Source organism: Sphingopyxis sp. SE2, from assembly GCF_032227185.1.
Lineage (GTDB): Bacteria > Pseudomonadota > Alphaproteobacteria > Sphingomonadales > Sphingomonadaceae > Sphingopyxis.
This window is the reverse complement of the sequence record NZ_JAPMXW010000001.1, coordinates 3,322,920-3,343,148: the sequence shown is the minus strand read 5'-3', so window position 1 is coordinate 3,343,148 and position 20,229 is coordinate 3,322,920. Positions and strand designations below refer to the sequence as shown.

The following is a 20,229-nucleotide window of genomic DNA, read 5'->3' as shown; positions in this document are numbered from 1 at the left end:
GGAAGAAACCAATGGCCGGACCGACAGCGAAAACGCCCGATGACCGGAATCCCTTTTCCGCGCTTTCCCCCGATCGGCTGGCGCTGATCCTGTGGCTGGGCTTCGTTGCGGCCAGCCTGTATATCCATCGCGACGCCATCGCGACGCTGGCATTTTCCGATCCCGACAATGCGATGCGTCTCGTGCAGGTGCGCGACCTGATCGCCGGGCAGAGCTGGTTCGATACAACGCAATATCGCACGAATCCGGGCAACGGCGGACTGACGCATTGGTCGCGGTTCATCGATGCCCCGATCGTTGGACTGATCGAATTGCTGAGCCTGATCGTCGACCCGCGCACGGCCGAGCGCTGGGTGCTGGCGGCCTATCCGCCGCTGCTTGCATTGCCGTTGCTGCTCGTCTTTTCCCGGATATTGCAGATGTTGGGCGACCGGCCGTTCGTCCTTGTCGGCCTCGCGATAGCGGCCACGACGATCACCTATCTCCATCATTTCGCGCCGCTCAATATCGATCATCACAATTGGCAAGTGCTGCTTTCGGTCGTCCTTCTGTGGCTCGCATTGCGCCCGGCGTCCTTTGCGAACGGATTTCTGTCGGCCTTCGTCGCGAGCATCTATGTCGAGATTTCGCTCGAAGGCTTTCCTTTCCTGGGGATTTTCTGGGCGCTCTTTGTCCTCGACTGGTTGCGCGATCCCGCGAGCGAGAGCCGGCTGCGCGGCTTTTCGGCGGGGATGATCCTGCTCCCGGCGCTGTGGTCGTTGCCGCTGCGCGGCACGCACTATGTGGCGAGCGTCTTTTGCGACAGCTTTTCGCTGCCCTATATCGCCGCCGCCGCGCTGGCGGGAGCGGTCTTCCTGATTTTCCTGACGGCGCCGGCGCGCTGGACCGGCTCGCTCGCGCGGCGCGTGTCGATCGTCGGGGCGGCGGGGGTCGCGTTTGCGGCAAGCTTCGGCCTGACCGGCGCCTCCTGCCTCGCGGGGCCTTTCGGCGAGCTCGAGCCCCTTGTCCGCACCTTTTGGTATGAACCCATTCTCGAGGGACGACCCCTCTGGGAACAGGTACCCGCGCGGATGATCGCGTACAGCCTCGCGACCGCCGTCGGCGGGGCGGCGACCGTCTGGGCCTGCCGCCGGGCCCGCGGCCGTCCCGAAGCCGAAAACTGGATGCGCCTCGCGGTGCTGATCCTGTGCAGCGCGATTCTGGCCCTGTTGGTGATACGGTCGCTCGCCGTCGCCCACGCCTTCATGATTCCGGCCTTTGCCGCATTGGCGGTGGCCTTCTGGCGCTGGGGTGATGCCGGGCCAAGCACATGGCGCCGGCTGTGCGGGACGCTGTTGCTGCTGCTGTCGATGCCGACGATCGATATCGCGCTGGGTTTCAACCTGTCCTTGTTGACGACGCGGTCGACCGAAAGCGGCAGCACTCCGGTCTGCCTGTCGCGGGGGGACTTGGCGCTCGCCGACGAGCCTCCCGCGCTTCTCTTTTCGTCGATCCATATCGCGCCCACCTTGCTGGCCGGTACGCCGCACAGCGTGGTGACGACGGGGCATCATCGCAATCATGCCGCGATCAACCGCGTCCTGTCGGCCTTTCTCGCGCCGCCGGACGCCGCGCGCCGATTGGTCGGCGCACAGAATGCGCGATATCTTGTATTTTGCGAAAATGAACTGGCGCCGCTTGCCCGCGTCAGCCCGCGCGGACTGGCGGCCCATCTGCTGGAAGGGCGGCCGATAGATTGGCTCGAGCCGCAAGCGAGGCTCTCGTCGGGCGGCTTTCATGTGTATCGTATCGTCGATATCGCCGGAAAAAGCGCGCGATCCTCACGAAATTCCCCGCCCCGTTAACCGGTTCTTAGCCATGTTTCCCCCATTGCGACCGGCAGCATCTGTCTGTGTGGGGGAATTTGAAGTGATGAACGCCCAAGTGCCGGAAAATCGTCCGACGAGCGCCGACGTCGCCATCATCGGCGCGGGGCCTGCGGGGCTGACCGCCGCCTATCTGCTGACGCAGCAGGGCTATAAAGTGACGGTGATCGAGAAGGATCCGGTTTACGTCGGCGGGATCAGCCGGACGGTCGAGCATGAGGGCTTTCGGTTCGACATCGGCGGGCATCGTTTCTTTTCGAAAAGCCGCGAAGTCGTCGAGCTGTGGAACGAGATTTTGCCTGACGATTTCATCGAGCGTCCGCGGATGAGCCGTATCTATTACGAAGGCAAATTCTATTCATACCCGCTGCGGGCGTTCGAGGCGCTGTGGAACCTCGGCGTCGTGCGCTCGACCTTGTGCATGATAAGCTATGCCAAGGCGAAGCTGCTGCCGAAGAAACAGGTGCGCAGTTTCGAGGACTGGACGATCAACCAGTTCGGGAAAAAGCTCTATTCGATCTTTTTCAAAACCTATACCGAGAAGGTGTGGGGCATGCCGTGCGACGAAATGTCGGCCGACTGGGCGGCGCAGCGCATCAAGGGGCTGAGCCTCGGCGGCGCGGTGATCGACGGGCTGAAGCGCAGCCTCGGGCTCAACAAAAAGCCCAATGACGGCATGGCGACCAAGACCTTGCTCGAAACCTTCCGCTATCCGCGGCTCGGCCCCGGCATGATGTGGGAGGCCGCGCGCGACAAGGTCGCCCAAGGCGGCAACCATGTGCTGATGGCGCACAGCTTCAAGCAGCTGACGCAGGATCAGAAGACCGGCCGCTGGCGGATGACCGCGACCGGACCCGACGGCGACGTCGTGATCGATGCGGGCCATGTCATCAGCTCGGCGCCGATGCGCGAACTCGCGGCGCGGATCCATCCGCTGCCGGCGTGCGCGCTCACCGCGGCGCCCAAGCTCAATTATCGCGACTTTCTGACCGTCGCGCTCAAGATCCGGTCGGAGGATCTGTTCCCCGACAACTGGATCTATATCCACGACAGCAAGGTGCAGGTCGGCCGGGTGCAGAATTTCCGCAGCTGGTCGCCCGAAATGGTGCCCGATCCGGCGATCGCGTGCGTCGGCCTCGAATATTTCTGTTTCGAGGGCGACGGGCTCTGGTCGTCGAGCGACGAGCGTCTGATCGCGCTCGCGACGAAGGAGATGGAAATCCTGGGGCTTTGCGACCCCGAAGACGTCGTCGGCGGCGCGGTGGTGCGGCAGGAAAAGGCCTATCCCGTCTATGACGATGACTATGCCGCGCATGTCGAAACGATGCGGAGCGAGCTCGAGGCGCGTTACCCGACGCTGCACATGGTCGGGCGCAACGGCATGCACCGATACAACAATCAGGATCATGCGATGATGACCGCGATGCTGACGGTGCGCAACATCGTCGCGGGCGAGAAGCTCTATGATATCTGGGGCGTCAACGAGGACGCCGAATATCATGAGAGCGGTACCGAGGGCGAACAGGCGGCGCTGGCGTCGGTCCGCGAGGTGCCGGCGCGCGTCGCGAAGGCGGCCTGAGCTGTTTGCCGGGGGGATCGGCGCCATGCTTCCTGTGACCAAATTGATCGCGTCGGTGCGGCGCGGCGAGATTCGCTGGCTCAATTATCTGCTCGCGAGCGGGCTCGCGCTCGGCAGCGATGCGGGGCTGTTCCTGCTGTTGCTCGACGCCGGGCTGGCGCCGGTGAAGGCGTCGGGGACGGGCTATTGCGCGGGGATTCTCGTCCACTGGGTCATTTCGAGCCGGCTCGTCTTCGCCGACGGCGCCGCGGCGCGCGGCACGGGTGAACGCCATCGCCAGAAATTGCTTTTCGTCGGCTCGGCGCTGATCGGCCTCGCGGTCACCACCGCGATCGTCGGCGGCGGCAGCGCGCTGGGGCTCGACCCGCGGCTCGCCAAGCTCGCGGCGATCGCCGTGAGTTTCCAGACGACCTATCTGCTGCGCCGCCATATCGTGTTCCGGGCCGCCGCTGCGTGACCGGCGCGCCGCCCGCTTCCGGTTCGGGCGGCATCGAGCTCGGCCCCTGGTTCACGCCCGCGCGCATCGCGCTGATCGTGTGGGGCTTGATGAGCCTGATCGCGATCGGCGCCAAATGGCAGGCGATCGGGGCGCTCGACCTTTCCGACACCGACGATGCGATGCGCATGGCGCAGGTGCGCGACCTGCTTGCGGGGCAGAGCTGGTGGGATCTCGCGCAATATCGCGTCAATCCGGCGGGCGGCGGGGTGCTGATGCACTGGTCGCGGATCGTCGACGCGCCGCTCGCAGCGGGCATATTGCTGCTGAAGCCGCTGTTTGGGCAGGCGATGGCCGAGCGGATCGTGATGGCGCTGTGGCCGCCGCTGCTCGGCGCGGCGCTGAGTGTTGCGTGCGCGCTCGGCTACCGCAACCTCTCCGACCGCCGGATCGCCTATGTGGTGCCGCTGTTCCTGATCATGTCGGGTTATATCCTCGTGCAGTTCCGGCCGCTGCGCGTCGACCATCATGGCTGGCAGATTTTCCTCGCGATGCTGGTGATGGCGCAGGCGCTGCGCCCCGCAGCCTGGCAGGCGGGGCTGCTCGGCGGATTGTTCGCGGCGGCGCTGCTCGCGGTGTCGATCGAAGGCCTGCCGGTCGTCGCGCTGTTCGCTGGGCTTGCCGCCTTGCGCTGGGCGCTGAACGGAAAGAACGGCGATCGCGCGCGTCTCTGCGGCTATATGGGCGCGCTCGCGGGTGGGGCGATCCTGCTCCAGTTCGTGACGCGCGGTCCGGTGGGGCTGGTCGGAAGCTGGTGCGATGCCTTGTCAGCGCCCTATATGGCGGCGTTCGTCGCGGCGGCGGCGGTGAGTTTCGCCGCCGCACGGGCCAATCCGGCTGCGGTCTGGGTCCGCTTCGCGCTGCTCGGGCTGGCCGGCGTGGCGGCTGCGGGGGCGCTGGTCTGGACCGAGCCCCAATGCGCGAACGGTCCCTTCGCGGCGCTCGACCCGATCGTCGTGCAATATTGGTATCGCGGCGTCCTCGAAGGCCAGCCTTTGTGGGTCGCGAAACCGCACGACATGATCCATGTGCTCGTGCAGTCGCTCGTCGGCCTCGCGGGGGCGATTCTCGCCTGGCGCGATAGTGCCGGACCGGCGGACCGGCGGAACTGGGCGACGGTCATCGTTGCACTCGCGGGCGCGGCGGCGCTGTCCTTGTTCGTATTCCGTACCGTATCGACCGCGCATCTCTTCGCCTTGCCGGGCTGCGCCTGGCTCGGGCTGCGCGCCTGGGCGCGGGCGCGGACGATTGCGTCGACCGTGCCGCGCATTCTCGCATCGGCGATGGCGGCGCTGACGCTGCCGCTGCTTGGCAGCATGGCGGTCGCGGCGGTGCTGACGCCGCTCGTTCCCGCGCTCAAAGAGGAAGAGAAGCGCGCGGCGGCGGAGAAGGCCGAAGCCAATCCCTATAAAGCGAACTGCCTCGACCCCACGGCGATCGCCGATCTCAATCATCTGCGGGCGACGGTGTTGCTGACGCCGATCGACCTCGGCGCGCCGCTGGTTTTCTGGACGCGGCACAACCTCGTTGCGACGCCGCATCACCGCAACAGCCACGCGATGGCCGACACGATCCGCGCCTTTGCGGGCGATCCGGCGAAGGCCGAGGCGCTGGTACGCGGGCAGCAGGCGACGCTGGTGGTCTTTTGCCGCACCGCCAATGATTTCACCAAATATCGCCGCGCGCGCAAGGATTCGCTCGCTGCTGCGCTTTATGCGGGGACGCCGCCGGCGTGGCTCGAGGGGGTGCCGATCAGCTCGCCTGCGGGGCTGGCGGTATGGCGGGTGAAGCCGGAGTGACTTAGAGCCAATTGCGAAGCTTTAAATCATCCGCATCCCCGAGCGAAGTCGAGACAGCGGGATTACGCGGTTCTCGCTCCGCTCGCACGAGCCCCTCGTCTTCGCTCGGGGATGCGGATCAGATTAATGCACGCGGCTTCTAAGAGGCGCGAAAGCGGAGCGCGGCGCCGTTCATGCAATAGCGCTTGCCCGTCGGTTTCGGCCCGTCGTTGAAGACATGGCCGAGATGGCCGCCGCAGCGCCGGCAATGCACCTCGGTGCGCGCATAGCCGAGGTCGCGGTCGGTCGACGTACCGATCGCGCCTTTGAGCGGCGCCCAGAAGCTCGGCCAGCCCGTGCCGCTGTCGAACTTGGTCCTGCTCGAATAGAGCGGCAGCGCGCAGCCGGCGCAGACGAAGGTGCCGGCGCGCTTTTCCTTGTCGAGCGGGCTGGTGAAGGCGCGCTCGGTCGCCGCTTCGCGCAGCACGCGATACTGAAGCGGCGACAGGCGCTTTTTCCACTCGGCGTCGCTGAGCTGCCAACCGGCCTGCGCTTTCGGCCGCGCCGATTTGGCGAAGAGCATCGGTGCGCCGATGATGGCGCCGCCGAGCGCGAGTCCGCCGAGAAGGTAACGACGTTCGATCATGGCTTTGATACGCATGCCGCGGCCACGGGGTTACTGGGGCGCGTCAATATTTTTCGAGTTGGACCGGCATGTGTCGGTAGCCGTGGACGAAGCTTGCATGCACCCGCTCGGGCTCGGCGAGGACGTTGACGCGCAGACGGCGGCGCTGCATTTCGGAGATCAGCGTGGTGAGCTGCAGTTCGGCCACACGCGCCCCGACACAGCGGTGGATGCCGTAGCCAAAGGCGAGGTGGCGCCGTGCGTTCGCACGATCGACGATGATGCGGTCGCCGTCGGGAAATACGCTCTCGTCCCGGTTCGCCGACGCATACCACAGTGCGATCTTGTCGCGCGCCTTGATCTGGTGGCCGAACAACTCGGTGTCCTCGGTCGCGGTACGGCGCATATGCGCGAGCGGGGTCTGCCAGCGCAGAATCTCGTGCATCGCATTGATGGCGAGGTCCGGGTCGTGATTGGTTTCGAGCTTCGCGCGTTCTTCAGGAAATTTGTGGAGGCCATAGGCGTAGGCCGACATCGAATTGCGCGTCGTGTCATTGCCTCCGACGATGAGCAGGATGAGGTTCCCCATGAACTCATTCTCGCTCATATGTTTCATCGCGTCGGACTGGAGCATGATCGAAATCAGGTCATGCTCGCCCGGGTTCTGGGCCTTTTGGTCCCACAATTGCTTGAAGGCGGCGCCCATTTCGAAGGCCTGGGCGAGGCGCGCCTGGCGCTTTTCGAGTGTATCGAAGCTTTCGATGTCGCCAAGCGCGTCGGACCAGCCGGTGAGCCGGTGGCGCTCTTCCCACGGGAAATCGAACAGAATCGCGAGCATGTCGGTGGTGAGTTCGATCGACAGGCGTTCAACCCAATCGAAGGTCTCGCCCACCGGGAGCGTGTCGATCAGCGCGGCGGTGCGCGCCTGGGTGTCGGCGCGCATACGTTCTATTTCAGAGGGGCCAAAGGCGGGGGCGACGGTGCGGCGCTGTGCGGTGTGCTGCGGAGGGTCCATCGCGATGAACATCGGCATCGGGATTTCGCCCTCCTGAAGATGTTCGATGCCGTCGCCGGCGACGGTGATCCCGCCATATTCCCATGAAGAGGAGAAGATTTTCGGGAGTGCTTCGATATGCTGAATCGGTTTGTAGGTCGTCACCGACCAATAGGAACCGAATTTCGAATCTTCGCAGCGATAGATCGGCGCCTCGGCGCGCAACTGGCGCATCGGTTCCTGCCAGCGATCCTCGCTCCACAGCTCGGCGCGGCTGACATCCAGCGGGTTGGCAACTTCGGGGGCGATACGCATCTGGGTGGCCATGGGCTGTTCCTCTCAAGCGGCCGTCGGACGCGGCCGATTAAGTTGCAGAATGCCACTATTTACAGCTTTGTCAATGGAAGCGGAACAATGGCGCCGCGGCGATCACGCTGGCCGGTCTCGCCGCCAGAATCGCCAGCTCTTGCCGCTCCCTAGAACGCCCGAACGAAAAAGGCGCACCGAAATCCAGACGACGAGCGCGACCCACAGCGCCTGCCAGCCGAGCGCGAGCAGGTGGATCGCCTTCGAATCGTCGGTCGCGGCGCGTGCGGCCATCGCGAGCGGCGAGGAGAAGGGAAATATCTGAGCGAAACGGGCGAGGCCGCTGTCGGGCGCGCTCGCAGCGGCGGCGCACAGGCTGAACATGCCGACCTGGAAGATGGTGATCGGCAGGCTGAGCATCTGGATCTCGCGCACCGTCGCCGCCTGCGCGCCGACGCCGAGGAAGACGGCGCCGAGCAGCAGGAAGGCCATCACGAAATAGATGAAGCCGATGCCGAGGAAGAAGGGCCAGCCGGTCGCGGGCGTCGCGGCGAGCGCGGTCGCCGCCTTGCCCGCCTTGCCCGCCGCAGCGATCGCCGCGGGATCCATCTGCGTCGCGGCGATCAGTCCGCCGCCGAACGCAAGGGCCATCCAGAAGGCGATGAACAGCACGGCGACGCCGAGGAAGCCGAGCAGCTTGCCGAGAAAAACGCTTTCGAGCGGCACCGCGGCGGCGAGGATCTCGATGACCTTGTTGCCCTTTTCCTCGGCGAGCGAGCTCACCGTCTGGCCCGCGAGGAGCAGGGTCAAAAGGAAGATGACGAACACCGCGCCGAAACCGAGCGATTGCTGCACCGCGATGCTCGTCCCGCCGCTCGCGAGGCTTTCGAAACGCGGCGTCACCGGCGGCAGGTCGCCGGCGGCCTCGGCGCGGCGCACTTCGCCCGCGAGCAGCGCGAGATAGCGTCCCGAGCCGCTGCCCTCCTCGCGCTCGACGATGCGCGGCGCGTCGAGCGGACCGCTCATCACCGCATAGGTGTCGCGGCCCTTTTCGCGCGCGATCGCGAGCGGGTCGGCGGCGGGACTCGCGACGCGCAGTTCGAGCAGCGCGGGCTCGCGCGGCATCGCGGCGCGGAGCCGCGTGTCGGCGGCGCGCAGCGCCTCGATCTGGGCGGGATCGGCGACCGCGACGATGCGGCCCTTGCCGCGCGCGCTGTCGGCGAGCTGCGACGCGCCCATGCCGCCCGCAAGCACCATGCCGACCATGAACAGCGGCGCGAGCAGGAAGAGGAGGAAGGTCGGCGTCGCGACGATCGCGAGAAAGTCGCGCCGCGCAACAACGAACATATTGCGGATGAAGGGGGTCATGCGCTCGCCTCCTCGATAGCATCTTCGGCGGCGTCGGCGTCGAAACCCGCGTCGACCTGACGCACGATATGGACGAAGGCGTCGTGGAGCGCCGGGCGGCTGATCGACAGGCCGGTGACGCCATGACCGCTCGCGGTGATTTGTGCGAGCAAGGGTTCGACGCCGCCGTCCTCGATCGCGAAATGCCACGCGTCGCCGCGCCGCTCGGCGCCGGCGGGCAGGGTCGCGGCGACCGCGGCGGGATCGCCGGCATCGCGCGGCGTGTAGCGCACCTGCATCGGCAGCAGCGCGCGCGCCTCGTCGACCGTGCCTTCGAAGCGCCGCGCCGAGCGCGCGATGATCGCGATCCGGTCGCAGAGGCGCTCGGCGTGCGCCATCACATGCGTCGAGAAGAGGATCGTCGCGCCGCGCGCCTGCTCGCGCCGGACGAGCGTTTCGAGCCGCTCCTGATTGACCGGGTCGAGCCCCGAGAAAGGCTCGTCGAGCACGATGAGGTCGGGGGCGTGGACGATCGAGCCGATGAGCTGGACCATCTGCGCCATGCCTTTCGACATCTTGCGGATCTTGGCATCGATGACGCGTTCGAGCCCGAGTTCGGTCATGAAGGTCGCGGCGCGGCGGCGCCCTTCGGACCAGTCGAGCCCGCGCAGTGCGCCCATGAAGGCGATCGCCTCGCGCGCTTTCATGCCCGGGTAGAGCCCGCGTTCTTCGGGCAGGTACCCGATGCGGCCGCGCACGCTCTGCGGCTTGTGGCCGCCGAGCAGCCGGCTCGTCCCCTCGTCGGGGTCGATGATACCGAGCGTCATCCTGAGGCTCGTCGTCTTGCCCGCGCCGTTGGGACCGAGCACGCCATAGATGCTGCCCGCCGGCACGCTGAGGCTGACATGGTCGACCGCCTTGTAATCGCCGAAATATTTGGTGAGGCCGTTCGCCTCGACGCTGAAATCGTTCAAATGCCGGTCCCCAATCATTCCCATACCAGGCTATGGCACGGCGAGGCGGCTCGCGTATAGAGCGCCAATGGTTGCCGAAGCCTTGCCATCGCTGGAACAGCGCCTCGAAGCGGTTGCGCGCGAACATGGGTTCGCAGCGTTCGGGATCGCGCGTGCCGACGCGGCGCCGCAGACGGCGGCGCGGCTGAACCAGTGGCTGGCCGAGGGGCGCCACGGCGACATGATCTGGATGGAAAGCCGCGCCGCGCAGCGCGGATCGCCAAAGGGGCTGTGGCCCGAGGTCCGCTCTGTGATCGCGCTCGGCATGAGCTATGCGCCTGCATTCGACCCGCTTGCGCTGGCGGCGCAGCCCGATCGCGGCCGGATTTCGGTCTATGCGCAGGGCGGCGACTATCATGACGTCGTCAAAAAGGCTCTGAAAGCCGTCGCGCGCTGGCTGGTCGGCGAAGTGAGGGACGCCGAGGTCAAGGTGTTCGTCGACACCGCGCCGGTGATGGAAAAGCCGCTGTCGGCCGCCGCGGGGCTCGGCTGGCAGGGCAAGCACACCAACCTTGTCAGCCGCGAGCATGGCAGCTGGCTCTTCCTCGGCGCGATCTATACGACGCTCGACCTGGTGCCGTCGGTGCCGGGGCGCGATACGTGCGGCAGCTGTGCGGCGTGTCAGGATGCGTGCCCGACCGATGCCTTTCCCGCGCCGTACCGGCTCGATGCGCGGCGCTGCATCTCCTACCTCACGATCGAGCATCAGGGTCCGATCCCGGTCGCGCTGCGGCGCGGGATCGGCAACCGCATTTACGGTTGCGACGATTGTCTTGCCGCCTGTCCGTGGAACAAATTCGCCGACACCGCGCATCGGCACAGGGCGTTTTTGCCGCGCGCCGAGCTGGCGGCGCCGTCGATCGGCGACCTGCTCGACCTCGACGATACGGGGTTCCGGCAGGTCTTCGCGGGGTCGCCGATCAAGCGGATCGGGCGCGGACGGATGGTGCGCAACGCCGCGATCGCGGCGGGGAACAGCGGCGACCGGGGTTTCGTACCGGCGCTCGAGCGGCTGGCGACGGATGAATCGCCGATGGTCGCCGATGCGGCCTTATGGGCGCTTAAAGAGCTGGCGTCGTGACGTCTTTCCGCTCCTCCCCATCGCTGCGCCACAGGGAGGAAATTTCAGCGTCGCAGCGCCTGCGCGCAGCTATCGACCTCGGCGTTGCGGCCGTCGGGGGTGCGCGCGTCGACATGCGTCGCGACCGGATCGGCGCCCGCGCGCGGGGCGTAGAAATAGACGTCGAGAATGCAGTTCGACCCCGCGTACTGGATCTTGCGGCCGGCGCCTTCGGTGACGTCGAGCCGCGGCTTGCCGAACATGCGGCCGATCGCGTCGGCGCTGTTGCCGATCAGCACATTGTTCTGCACCGGCCGCACGACGGTAGGCGGCGGCGCGGTGGCGCGCGGCGGGGTCGCGCGCGGAATCGCGGGGCCGGCGCAGGCGCCGAGGGTCAGGCCGAGCATGGCCACGGCGCCGAGGCGGCGGTTATCGATCATATTTCGGGGTCCCCCTTGCCGAGATGCAGCATGTGGACGGCCATAGCGGCGCTCAATATCGGCGCCAACAAATTGGCGACGGGCACCACGAAGCTTGCGGCGGACAGCAGCCCGAGCGACCAGCGCGCCGGCCGGTCGAAGCGCGGACGATCGGGGTGGCGCGCGAGCACCATCGCCTCGAGATCGCGGCCGAGCAGCAGCGCGTTGACGAAGAGCGCGAAGACCGGCGTGCCGATCCCCGTCGCGAGCAGCAGGATATAGACCGGCAGAGCGAGCAGATTGCCGCCGATCAGGCGGACGAGCGAGGCGAGCGCGAGGCGGATATTCTGCCGCCAGCCGACGTCGACCGCGCGCGCCGCGGCGGCGGGATAATAGCGCCCCTCGACATCGGCGACGATGCCGTCGGCGAAAAGGCCGATGACGGCGATCGCGACGGCGCGAAAGAGCAGCCAGCTTCCGGCGATGATCAGGAGGATGATCAGCACGCCCGCCATGTCGAGCTGCGCGCCGTCGAGCCACTTCCAGTGCGCGAGCGCCCAGCGTGCGCCGAAGAAGATCGCCGCGCCCGCAGCGGCGAGGAGCAGGAGCGTGAGCGCAAGGCTTTGCGCGAGGACGCGGAGCACGCGCGGATGCGGCAGGTCTCTGAGCGCGAGCAGGAAAGCGTGGGCGGCGCGGGCCATGATTTGAGATGACGCGCGCGGGGGGCTTGCGTCAAGCTCTGGCAATCCATTCCCTTCGTCATCCCGGACTCGATCCGGGGTCCATGGCTTCGGCGCCGGGATGGATGCCGGATCAAGTCCGGCATGACGACAATAGGAAAGAGGCGGGATGGCGCCGCGCTTGCGTTGGCGCGCCGTCGTCCCTAAAGCGCGCGCAGCTTTTTCCCGCCAGCACAGGATTTCCCATGGCCTCCACCGCCCGTTTCGACGTCGTCGCCATCGGTAACGCGATCGTCGACGTTCTTGCCCGCGCCGACGATGCGCTGATCGCCGCCGAAGGCCTGACCAAGGGGTCGATGCGGCTGATCGATGCCGAAGAGGCCGAGCGTCTCTATGCGGCAATGGGCCCGGCGGTCGAAGTGTCGGGGGGCAGCGCGGCGAACACGCTCGCGGGCATGGCGGCGCTCGGCGAACGCTGCGCCTTCATCGGGCAGGTCGCCGACGACCAGCTCGGCCATGTCTTCACGCACGATCTGCGCGCACTGGGCGTCGCTTACGAGACTCCGGCGCTGAAGGAAGGCGCACCGACCGCGCGCTGCCTGATCCTCGTCACCCCCGACGGGCAGCGGACGATGAACACCTTTCTCGGGGCGAGTCCTTTGCTCGATCAGGCGATGATCGACGAGCAATGGATCGCCGATTCCGAGATCCTCTATCTCGAAGGCTATCTGTGGGATCCCGAACTGTCGCGCGCGGCGATGCGGCGCGCGATCGACGTGTCGCGCGCGGCGGGACGCAAGGTCGCCTTCACGCTTTCGGACGCCTTCATCATCGACCGCCACGGCGCCGACTTCCGTGCGCTGATCGCTGAAGGGTTGTTCGACATCCTGTTCGCGAACGAGGTCGAGATCCGGGCGCTCGCCGAAACCGACGATTTCGAGGCGGCGGTCGCGAAGATCGCGCCGCAGGTGCCGCTGCTCGTCGTCACGCGCGGCGCGCACGGGGCGATCGCGTTGCAGGGCGGGACGCGCACCGAGGTCGGCGCCGAGCCGATCGAGCAGGTCGTCGACACGACGGGGGCGGGGGACCTGTTCGCTTCCGGATTTCTCGCCGGCCTTGCCGAAGGCCGGTCGATGGCCGATTGCCTGACGATGGGCGCGGTGTGCGCGCGCGAGATCATCGCGCAGGTCGGCCCGCGCGCGCAGACCGACCTCAAGGCGAAGGTCGCGGCGCGGCTGGGGTAGGAACCTTCACGCGCGTCCGGGCGTCCTATGCGGCATCAAGCAGAGGAGGTCCGGACATGGCCGATGAAATCCACACGACGCGCGATCCCGACGGGACGACGCACACCACCACGGTTATCGACCGCGAACCGCGCCGCGGCGGCGGGATCGGCATCGGGCTCATCCTGCTCGTGGCGATTCTGGTGGCGGCCTTTTTCGCCTATCAGTTCCTTGCGAGCGAACAGGCCGAAAGCGGCGCGATCAGCGAAGCGGCGCAGCAGGTCGGCGACGCCGCGCAGGATGTCGGCGACGCGGCGCAGAAGGCGGTCGATTAAGAATCAGCTCGCGGGTGCCGCGGCCGGATCGGGGTGCTTCCGGAACAATTCGCGGTCGGCGGGCCCGAAGCCGCGCGTCCAGATCAGCCAGCCGTAAATGCCGAGGATGAAGGGCACGCCGAGCAGCAGCTCGGCCCATTCGGGCAGCTGCGTCGCGCCCCAGCCGAGCACTGCGGCGCCCGCGGTCGCCCAGACGAGCGCCCAGCGCAGGCTGTTCACCGGGGCGCCGAGAATATGGGCAAGCAGCCGCGCCTTGACCAGCGAGGCGAAACCGAGCGCGAGCATCAGCGCGAGCGCGACCGCTGCAGCATAATAGATCGGCGGCCATCCCATCGACTGCGCGATCAGGATCAGCGCGACGCTGAGCACCGCCTGCAGCGCGAGCGTCGCCAAGCTGATGAGCAGGTTGCGGTGGCGCGCGACATAGACGAGCGCGGCTTCGCTGACCACGGCGGTCGCCGCGACGACTTCGGCGGCGAGCAGAAAGGCGAGCGCGGCGGTGCCGCTGACGAATTCGGGGCCGACGAGGCCCATCACCGCCTCGCCCGGAATGCCGAGCGCGAGCGCGACGCCCGCTTGCGCGGCGATGATCCAGAAACCGACCTGGCTGACCTGCGCCGCCACCGCGCCCAGCCGCTTTTCGGCGAGGTTGCGCGTGATCACCGGGCCGAGGATCGGCTCGAAGCTCGTCTTCAATTTTTGCGGCAGCGAGGCGACCTGCTGCGCCATATAATAGATGCCGTAGATCGTCGGCGAGGTGAACTGGCCGAGGATGAAGAGGTCGAGGCGGCGCGTGCCCCATTCGATCGCGTCGGCGGCGGCGAGCGGGGCGTTGCGCCGCGCGAGCATGATCAGATGCGCCGGGTGCGGCCGCCATACGCCGGGGCCGCCATAGTGGCGGATCATCGGGATGAGCGCGGTGAGAAAGGCGCCGACCATCGCCGCAGCATAGGAAAGCATCAGCCCGTCGCGCACCGAAACGAACCAGAAGCCCGCCGCGGCGACGCTGATCACCCAGGGTTCGACGATCGCGCGCGCGCGCACGGTCGCTCCGACGTCGAATTTATACGCGCAGGCGGCGAGCGCGATGTCGGTCCCCGCGATCACGAAGACGAGCAGCGCCATCCAGCGGTCGGCGCTGTCGACATCGCCTGCGGGATACATCAGCTGCGGAAACAGGAGGAGAAGCGCCGATCCCGCCGCCGAGACGATAAAGGCGACGAACATGCCGTCCCACACGACGATGCGCTGGTCGGCGCCCTCCGCGCTCAACTGCTCGGCGAGGCCGCGCTTGAGCCCCAAAGTCGCGAGCTGCGCGACGAGTTCGATGACGAGCACGGCAAAGGCGAAGCGCCCGACCGCCTCGGGCCCGTACCAGCGGCCCGCCACATAGAGAAAGGGCAGGCGCGCGACGAGGCGGAGGATGAAGCCGAAGAAATTGGTGCGCCCGCCCTTGGCGAGTGCCGCCGTGTCCGCGTCGCGCGACGCGACGTCGGGCGATTGGGGCGCGGCTGCGCTATCGGTCTGGCTCAAGCCTGGCGCCCCTTCTGCTTTGCCCTGAGACGCAGTCTAGCGCGGCGGGAGGGAGCAGGCAATTGTGTGCGGCAATTCATCGCCCTTCGGGTCGCAGCGGACGGCTGAGCAGGGCCTGAATGGCGTCGGTGACGCGCACTTCGCCGGCGACGAGGCGCGCGACGGTATCGGTGATCGGCATGTCGATCCCGTCGGCGTGCGCGGCGGCGGCGACGACCGGCGCGCTGAACGCGCCCTCCGCAACGGTGCGGCGATCGGCCATGAGCTCGGTGGCCGCTTCGCCGCGACCGAGCCCCTGACCGAGCGCGAAATTGCGCGAATTGGACGAGGTGCAGGTGAGCACGAGGTCGCCGAGCCCCGCAAGCCCGGCGAGCGTTTCGGCCTGCGCGCCGCGCGCCAGCCCGAAACGCGTCATTTCGGCGAAACCGCGGCTGATCAGCGCGGCGCGCGCGTTGAGCCCGAGCCCGGCGCCGTCGACGATGCCGCAGGCGATCGCGAGGATATTCTTCACCGCGCCGCCGATCTCCGCCCCGATCATGTCGGTCGAGACATAGGGACGGAAGTGCGGGCGCGCGAGCGCCTGCGCGAGTCCCCCGGCGACATCCGCATCGGCTGCCGCGAGGGTGATCGCGGTCGGCAGGCCGGCGGCGACCTCGTGCGCGAAGGTCGGTCCCGACAGCACGGCATGCGGACGCTGCGGCACGAGTTCGCGCGCCATGTCGATCGGAAAAGCGAAGCTGCCCGCCTCCATGCCCTTGCTGCAGAAGATCAGCGGGGCGTCGCCGGGCGGCAGGTCGGCGAGCACCGCGCGGAGATACGGGACGGGGACGACGATCAGCAGCGCGTCGAGATCGGCCATTTCGGCGAGGTCGCCGGTCGCGGTTAGCGACGGGGAGAGAGACGCGCCGGGGAGGAAGACGGGGTTGCGATGTTCGGCGTTGATCGCGGCAACGACATCGTCTTCGCGGGCCCAGAGGCGGACGGGCGCGCCGTCCGCCGCGAGCAGCTGCGCGAGCGCGGTGCCCCAGGCGCCGCCGCCGACGACGCCGAATTTCGCGTATGACGTCATGCTTTCACTCCGGCGCCGCGCACCGTCTCGGCTTCGGGATCGAGCGGCCAGCGCGGGCGCGCGGGGGCGTCGAGCGGGTCGGTGAGGCCGGCGGCGAAGCGTTCGGCGCCCGCCCAGGCGATCATCGCGCCATTGTCGGTGCAGAGCCAGAGCGGCGGCGCGACGAAACCCTTGTCGAAGCGCGCGGCGAGATCGGTGAGTGCGGTGCGGACCCTGCCATTCGCTGCGACCCCCCCGGCGACGACGAAAGCGGTCGCCTCCGGACAGGCGGCGAGCGCGATGCGGCTGCGGTCGACGAGGCAGTCGACGACCGCCTGCTGGAAGGATGCTGCGAGGTCGGGAACGCTATGCTCTCCGCTCTCCGCCGCGCGCGCGACCGCGCTCTTGAGCCCGGCGAAGGAGAAATGCGGCTCGGCGCTGCCGACGAGCGGACGCGGCAGCGGCACCGCGTGCGGGTCGCCGTCCTTCGCGACACGCTCGACCGCGGGGCCGCCCGGATAGCCGAGGCCGAGCAGCTTCGCGGTCTTGTCGAACGCCTCGCCCGCGGCGTCGTCGATCGTCGTCGCGAGGCGGCGGTAATCGCCGACGCCCTTGACCAGCAGCAGCTGGCAATGGCCGCCCGAGACGAGCAGGAGCAGATAGGGGAATTCGAGGCCCGCATCGGCGAGGCGGGGGCTGAGCGCATGGCCTTCGAGATGGTTGACCGCGATCAGCGGCTTGTTCGCGGCGTGCGCGAGCGCCTTGCCGGTGACGAGCCCGACCATCACCCCGCCGATCAGCCCCGGTCCGGCGGTCGCGGCGATCGCGTCGATGTCGGCGAGCGACACTCCGGCGTCGGCAAGCACGCTCTCGACGATCGGTGCGAGCCGGTCGACATGCGCGCGCGCCGCGATCTCGGGGACGACGCCGCCATAGGGGCTATGCTCGGCTTCCTGCCCCGCGACGCGCTGCGCCAAAATGCGCCGCTCGCTGTCGACGAGCGCCGCCGCGGTTTCGTCGCAGCTCGATTCAAGGCCAAGGATGAGGGTCATGTGCTTGCTCCCCTTACGCGCGCACCGGGCCACGGAGCAAGCGGCAGGACCTTGAAGATTCGCGCGGAGGCGCAGAGACCGCAGAGAAGGCGGGGATTTGTTCACGCGAAGGCGCGAAGCTTTCGCGCGGGCCGCGAAGCGGCTTTTTTGTCGACGTTGGGGCGCGGCCAGGAGGTGGAAGGAGGAAGGGGTCTTTTCGGCCCAAACGATCCTCTCCGCGGTCTCTGCGCGAATCCCTTCTCTTCCTTTTCGGGCGCGCAGGGCTTAGCAGCGGCGCATGATTGACCTTCCCACCTCCGACCATCCGCTGCGCATCGGGACGCGGGCCTCGCCGCTTGCGATGGCGCAGGCGCATATGGCGATGGCGGCGCTGATGGCCAGCCATGGCCTGCCTGCCGAGGCGCTCGACATCGTGCCGATGACCGCGACCGGCGACCGGATCCAGGATCGCGCGCTCGCCGAGGTCGGCGGCAAGGCGCTGTGGACGCGCGAACTCGACGCGGCGCTCGATGCCGGGACGATCGACGTCGCGGTGCATTCGCTGAAGGACGTCGAAACGCTGCGCGATGCGCGCTTTTTCCTCGGCGCGATGCTCGAGCGCGCCGACCCGCGCGACCGGCTGGTGGTGCGCGAGGGGATAGGGGCCACGACGATCGCCGACCTGCCGCCCGGCGCACGATTGGGCACGAGCAGCCCGCGCCGCGCGGCGCAGGTGAAGCGGCTGCGTCCCGATCTCGACACCGTGCTGCTGCGCGGCAATGTCGCGACGCGGCTTGCCAAGATCGCGGGCGGCGACGCCGATGCGACGCTGCTCGCTGCGGCGGGGCTCGATCGGCTGGGGATGCACGATGTCGGGGTCGTGCAGGACGCGGCGCTGCTGCTTCCGGCGGCGTCGCAGGGCGCGATCGGGATCGAATGCCGCGCCGACGATGCCGGGGCGATCGCGCTGCTCGCCGCGGTCGACCACGCGCCGACACATGGTGCGGTTGCGGCCGAGCGCGCCTTTCTCGCGGCGGTGGGCGGCGATTGCCGTTCGCCTGTTGCGGCGCACGCCTTCTGGCAGGAGGATGGCGCGCTGCGCCTCGCCGCCGAGATTTTTTCGGAGGATGGCGCCGAGCATGCCGCCGGGCATATCGTCGTGACGGGGCCCGATATGCCCGCTGCGCTGGCGCGCCGCCTGCTCGCCGAGGCGCCCGACAGCGTTCGGGCGCTGTTCGCGCGATGACGGATGGGCCGCCGCTGATCGTCACGCGGCCCGAGCCGGGCAACGTCGCGACGGCCCTGCGGGCCCGGGCGATGGGTTTCGAGGTGCATGCGATGCCGCTGTTTGCAGCGCGCCCGATCGCCTGGCGCGCGCCCGCAGCCGAAGATTTCGACGCGCTGCTGCTGACCAGCGCCTTTGCCGCGCGGCTGGCGGGCCCGGAAATCGCGGGCCTCCGGGGCTTGCCCGTCCACGCCGTGGGCGATGCGACCGCGCGCGCGGCCGAAGCGGCGGGTCTGACGGTGGCGCGGACCGGCACAGCCGACGCGCAGCGACTTCTTGACGCCATGACGTCGCAAAATATTCGAACGATATTATGGCTTTGCGGGCGTGACCGATCCGAATTCAACGCGCGCGGCGCGGCGATCACGGCGCTGCCCTGCTATGCCGTCGACCCCGTCCCGCCGTCCGCGGAATGGGCGGGGTTGATCGCCGCACCGGCGGTGCTGCTCGCGCATTCGGCGCGCGCGGCGAAGCGCATTTCCGATCTGGCAGGCACGGCGCGCGCGCATCTGTCGCTCGCCGCGATCAGCCCGGCGGCGGCGGCGGCGGCGGGGGAGGGCTGGCGCGATGTCGCGGTTGCCCAACGGCCCGACGATGTTGCAATATTGGCACAGGCGCGTGCTTTGTGGCACAAGGGTGCGAAATAGGGTCGTTCGAAAGAGAAACATGGCAATCGACAGCTTCGAAACCTCCCCGTCTGCGGGCGGGGCGGTCCCGGCGAAGGGGCTATCGTTCCGCGCGCTCGTCATCGGTGCCCTCCTTCTCCTGCTCATCGGCATCGTTGGCGGCGGATGGGCGGTGAATCGCTGGCTGAACGGCGGCAATATATCGCCCGCGCCCAAGGCGGTGGGCGCACCCGCGGGCGCGGCCAATCCGCTGCTGACCGGCGGGACGGCAAAGGGCGACACCGCTGTGCCGTCGCTGATGGTGACGCCGGTCGACGGCGCGAATGCGCTCGCGGCGCGCGTCGCCGAACTCGAACAAAGGCTGTCGCGCATCACGCTCCAGGCCGAATCGGCGTCGGGCAACGCCTCGCGCGCCGAGGGGCTGCTCGTCGCCTTCGCGGTGCGCCGCGCGCTCGATCGCGGGCTGTCGTTGGGCTATCTCGACGCGCAGCTGCGGCTGCGCTTCGGCGACGACCAGCCGAATGCGGTCAAGACGATCATCGACACCTCGCGCGACCCGGTGACGCTCGAGCGGCTTCGTACCGAACTCGACGCGCTGGCGCCGCAGCTCGTCGGGCGGGGCGGCGACGGAAACGGCAGCCTGTGGACCGGGCTTCGCCGCGAACTGGGCGAGCTGTTCGTCGTGCGCGCGGCGGGAACCAAATCGCCGCGCGCATCCGAACGGCTCGATCGCGCGCGGCGCTATCTGACGGCGGGGCAGGCCGATCAGGCGATCGCCGAGGTCGAAGCGATGCCCGGCGCCGATGTCGCGGGCGAGTGGCTGATGGACGCGCGGCGCTATCACGAGGCGCGGCGCGCGCTTGACCTGATCGAGACCGCGGCGATATTGGAGCCGCGCGACAGCCCGCCTGCCGCGGTGGCCCGTAAAACGGCCGAACCGACCCCGTAGCGACCCGGTCCCGTAGGTCGCTTTTTGAAGAAAGCAG

At 68.1% G+C, this 20,229-nt stretch carries 19 protein-coding genes; 10 read left to right on the top strand and 9 right to left on the bottom strand.

Annotation, left to right across the window (positions count from 1 at the left end; genetic code table 11):
• Positions 1-11: 11 nt before the first annotated feature.
• From OVY29_RS16030 to OVY29_RS16015, 4 genes are all read left to right on the top strand, one after another.
• Positions 12-1,844 carry a hypothetical protein gene (locus OVY29_RS16030; protein WP_037557474.1) on the top strand — a complete coding sequence of 611 codons (1,833 nt, stop codon included), beginning with the start codon at positions 12-14 and terminating at the stop codon, positions 1,842-1,844.
• Positions 1,845-1,911: 67 nt separating this feature from the next.
• On the top strand, positions 1,912-3,444 hold the full coding sequence (locus OVY29_RS16025; protein WP_037557473.1) for an NAD(P)/FAD-dependent oxidoreductase: 1,533 nt from the start codon (positions 1,912-1,914) through the stop codon (positions 3,442-3,444).
• A 25-nt stretch (positions 3,445-3,469) separates the two neighbouring features.
• Complete coding sequence (locus OVY29_RS16020; RefSeq protein ID WP_052182469.1) at positions 3,470-3,901, top strand: GtrA family protein; 432 nt, start codon at positions 3,470-3,472, stop codon at positions 3,899-3,901.
• Positions 3,898-5,739, top strand: coding sequence for a hypothetical protein (locus tag OVY29_RS16015; RefSeq protein ID WP_313911721.1), 1,842 nt, complete (start codon positions 3,898-3,900; stop codon positions 5,737-5,739). The genes OVY29_RS16020 and OVY29_RS16015 overlap by 4 nt, the downstream gene beginning before the upstream one ends.
• Before the next feature lie 139 nt (positions 5,740-5,878).
• Here the strand turns inward: OVY29_RS16015 and msrB are convergent, their stop codons facing one another.
• From msrB to OVY29_RS15995, 4 genes are all read right to left on the bottom strand, one after another.
• Entirely contained in the window at positions 5,879-6,301 is a 423-nt protein-coding gene (gene msrB, locus OVY29_RS16010) for a peptide-methionine (R)-S-oxide reductase MsrB (protein ID WP_409581487.1), read from the bottom strand.
• A gap of 106 nt (positions 6,302-6,407) precedes the next feature.
• Entirely contained in the window at positions 6,408-7,664 is a 1,257-nt protein-coding gene (locus OVY29_RS16005) for a cytochrome P450 (protein WP_037557472.1), read from the bottom strand.
• 102 nt (positions 7,665-7,766) lie between these two features.
• Positions 7,767-9,011, bottom strand: coding sequence for an ABC transporter permease (locus tag OVY29_RS16000; protein ID WP_037557471.1), 1,245 nt, complete (start codon positions 9,009-9,011; stop codon positions 7,767-7,769).
• Entirely contained in the window at positions 9,008-9,982 is a 975-nt protein-coding gene (locus OVY29_RS15995; RefSeq protein WP_152567700.1) for an ABC transporter ATP-binding protein, read from the bottom strand. The genes OVY29_RS16000 and OVY29_RS15995 overlap by 4 nt, the downstream gene beginning before the upstream one ends.
• A gap of 49 nt (positions 9,983-10,031) precedes the next feature.
• Here OVY29_RS15995 and queG point away from each other — a divergent pair, with 49 nt between their 5' ends.
• Positions 10,032-11,084: a tRNA epoxyqueuosine(34) reductase QueG gene (gene queG / locus OVY29_RS15990; RefSeq protein WP_037557469.1), complete on the top strand. Its 1,053-nt coding sequence runs from the start codon at positions 10,032-10,034 to the stop codon at positions 11,082-11,084.
• A gap of 44 nt (positions 11,085-11,128) precedes the next feature.
• Here the strand turns inward: queG and OVY29_RS15985 are convergent, their stop codons facing one another.
• The gene (locus OVY29_RS15985) at positions 11,129-11,503 is read right to left on the bottom strand and encodes a hypothetical protein (protein ID WP_037557468.1); all 375 of its coding nucleotides are present in this window, start codon (positions 11,501-11,503) and stop codon (positions 11,129-11,131) included.
• Entirely contained in the window at positions 11,500-12,183 is a 684-nt protein-coding gene (locus OVY29_RS15980; protein WP_313911720.1) for an EI24 domain-containing protein, read from the bottom strand. Before OVY29_RS15980 ends, OVY29_RS15985 begins: the two co-directional genes overlap by 4 nt.
• Before the next feature lie 224 nt (positions 12,184-12,407).
• On the opposite strand from OVY29_RS15980, the gene OVY29_RS15975 reads away from it, so the two are divergent.
• Entirely contained in the window at positions 12,408-13,406 is a 999-nt protein-coding gene (locus tag OVY29_RS15975) for an adenosine kinase (protein WP_313911719.1), read from the top strand.
• Between the two features lie 56 nt (positions 13,407-13,462).
• Complete coding sequence (locus tag OVY29_RS15970) at positions 13,463-13,720, top strand: hypothetical protein (protein WP_037557465.1); 258 nt, start codon at positions 13,463-13,465, stop codon at positions 13,718-13,720.
• Positions 13,721-13,723: 3 nt separating this feature from the next.
• Here OVY29_RS15970 and OVY29_RS15965 read toward each other — a convergent pair whose 3' ends face one another.
• The 3 genes from OVY29_RS15965 to tsaD form a co-directional block, all read right to left on the bottom strand.
• Positions 13,724-15,253 (bottom strand): lipopolysaccharide biosynthesis protein, encoded by a 1,530-nt coding sequence (locus OVY29_RS15965; protein ID WP_037557464.1) that lies wholly within the window; start codon positions 15,251-15,253, stop codon positions 13,724-13,726.
• 76 nt (positions 15,254-15,329) lie between these two features.
• Positions 15,330-16,322 carry an NAD(P)H-dependent glycerol-3-phosphate dehydrogenase gene (locus OVY29_RS15960; protein WP_313911718.1) on the bottom strand — a complete coding sequence of 331 codons (993 nt, stop codon included), beginning with the start codon at positions 16,320-16,322 and terminating at the stop codon, positions 15,330-15,332.
• Positions 16,319-17,353 carry a tRNA (adenosine(37)-N6)-threonylcarbamoyltransferase complex transferase subunit TsaD gene (gene tsaD, locus OVY29_RS15955; RefSeq protein ID WP_313911717.1) on the bottom strand — a complete coding sequence of 345 codons (1,035 nt, stop codon included), beginning with the start codon at positions 17,351-17,353 and terminating at the stop codon, positions 16,319-16,321. The genes OVY29_RS15960 and tsaD overlap by 4 nt, the downstream gene beginning before the upstream one ends.
• Before the next feature lie 277 nt (positions 17,354-17,630).
• Here tsaD and hemC point away from each other — a divergent pair, with 277 nt between their 5' ends.
• The 3 genes from hemC to OVY29_RS15940 are packed head-to-tail and all read left to right on the top strand — an operon-like array spanning position 17,631 to position 20,192.
• A complete protein-coding gene (gene hemC, locus OVY29_RS15950) occupies positions 17,631-18,578 on the top strand; it encodes a hydroxymethylbilane synthase (protein WP_313911716.1) in 948 nt (315 codons plus the stop codon).
• Complete coding sequence (locus tag OVY29_RS15945) at positions 18,575-19,264, top strand: uroporphyrinogen-III synthase (protein WP_313911715.1); 690 nt, start codon at positions 18,575-18,577, stop codon at positions 19,262-19,264. The genes hemC and OVY29_RS15945 overlap by 4 nt, the downstream gene beginning before the upstream one ends.
• A gap of 19 nt (positions 19,265-19,283) precedes the next feature.
• Entirely contained in the window at positions 19,284-20,192 is a 909-nt protein-coding gene (locus OVY29_RS15940) for a mitofilin family membrane protein (RefSeq protein ID WP_313911714.1), read from the top strand.
• Positions 20,193-20,229: the final 37 nt, after the last annotated feature.

What these genes read in the sequence shown, in the direction of transcription:
- OVY29_RS16030 (WP_037557474.1), top strand. Translation starts at nt 12, where the DNA reads ATGGCCGGACCGACAGCGAAAACGCCCGATGACCGGAATCCCTTTTCC.
- OVY29_RS16025 (WP_037557473.1), top strand. Translation starts at nt 1,912, where the DNA reads ATGAACGCCCAAGTGCCGGAAAATCGTCCGACGAGCGCCGACGTCGCC.
- OVY29_RS16020 (WP_052182469.1), top strand. Translation starts at nt 3,470, where the DNA reads ATGCTTCCTGTGACCAAATTGATCGCGTCGGTGCGGCGCGGCGAGATT.
- msrB (WP_409581487.1), bottom strand. Translation starts at nt 6,301, where the DNA reads ATGCTCTTCGCCAAATCGGCGCGGCCGAAAGCGCAGGCCGGTTGGCAG.
- OVY29_RS16005 (WP_037557472.1), bottom strand. Translation starts at nt 7,664, where the DNA reads ATGGCCACCCAGATGCGTATCGCCCCCGAAGTTGCCAACCCGCTGGAT.
- OVY29_RS16000 (WP_037557471.1), bottom strand. Translation starts at nt 9,011, where the DNA reads ATGACCCCCTTCATCCGCAATATGTTCGTTGTTGCGCGGCGCGACTTT.
- OVY29_RS15995 (WP_152567700.1), bottom strand. Translation starts at nt 9,982, where the DNA reads ATGATTGGGGACCGGCATTTGAACGATTTCAGCGTCGAGGCGAACGGC.
- queG (WP_037557469.1), top strand. Translation starts at nt 10,032, where the DNA reads ATGGTTGCCGAAGCCTTGCCATCGCTGGAACAGCGCCTCGAAGCGGTT.
- OVY29_RS15985 (WP_037557468.1), bottom strand. Translation starts at nt 11,503, where the DNA reads ATGATCGATAACCGCCGCCTCGGCGCCGTGGCCATGCTCGGCCTGACC.
- OVY29_RS15980 (WP_313911720.1), bottom strand. Translation starts at nt 12,183, where the DNA reads ATGGCCCGCGCCGCCCACGCTTTCCTGCTCGCGCTCAGAGACCTGCCG.
- OVY29_RS15975 (WP_313911719.1), top strand. Translation starts at nt 12,408, where the DNA reads ATGGCCTCCACCGCCCGTTTCGACGTCGTCGCCATCGGTAACGCGATC.
- OVY29_RS15970 (WP_037557465.1), top strand. Translation starts at nt 13,463, where the DNA reads ATGGCCGATGAAATCCACACGACGCGCGATCCCGACGGGACGACGCAC.
- OVY29_RS15960 (WP_313911718.1), bottom strand. Translation starts at nt 16,322, where the DNA reads ATGACGTCATACGCGAAATTCGGCGTCGTCGGCGGCGGCGCCTGGGGC.
- tsaD (WP_313911717.1), bottom strand. Translation starts at nt 17,353, where the DNA reads ATGACCCTCATCCTTGGCCTTGAATCGAGCTGCGACGAAACCGCGGCG.
- hemC (WP_313911716.1), top strand. Translation starts at nt 17,631, where the DNA reads ATGATTGACCTTCCCACCTCCGACCATCCGCTGCGCATCGGGACGCGG.
- OVY29_RS15945 (WP_313911715.1), top strand. Translation starts at nt 18,575, where the DNA reads ATGACGGATGGGCCGCCGCTGATCGTCACGCGGCCCGAGCCGGGCAAC.
- OVY29_RS15940 (WP_313911714.1), top strand. Translation starts at nt 19,284, where the DNA reads ATGGCAATCGACAGCTTCGAAACCTCCCCGTCTGCGGGCGGGGCGGTC.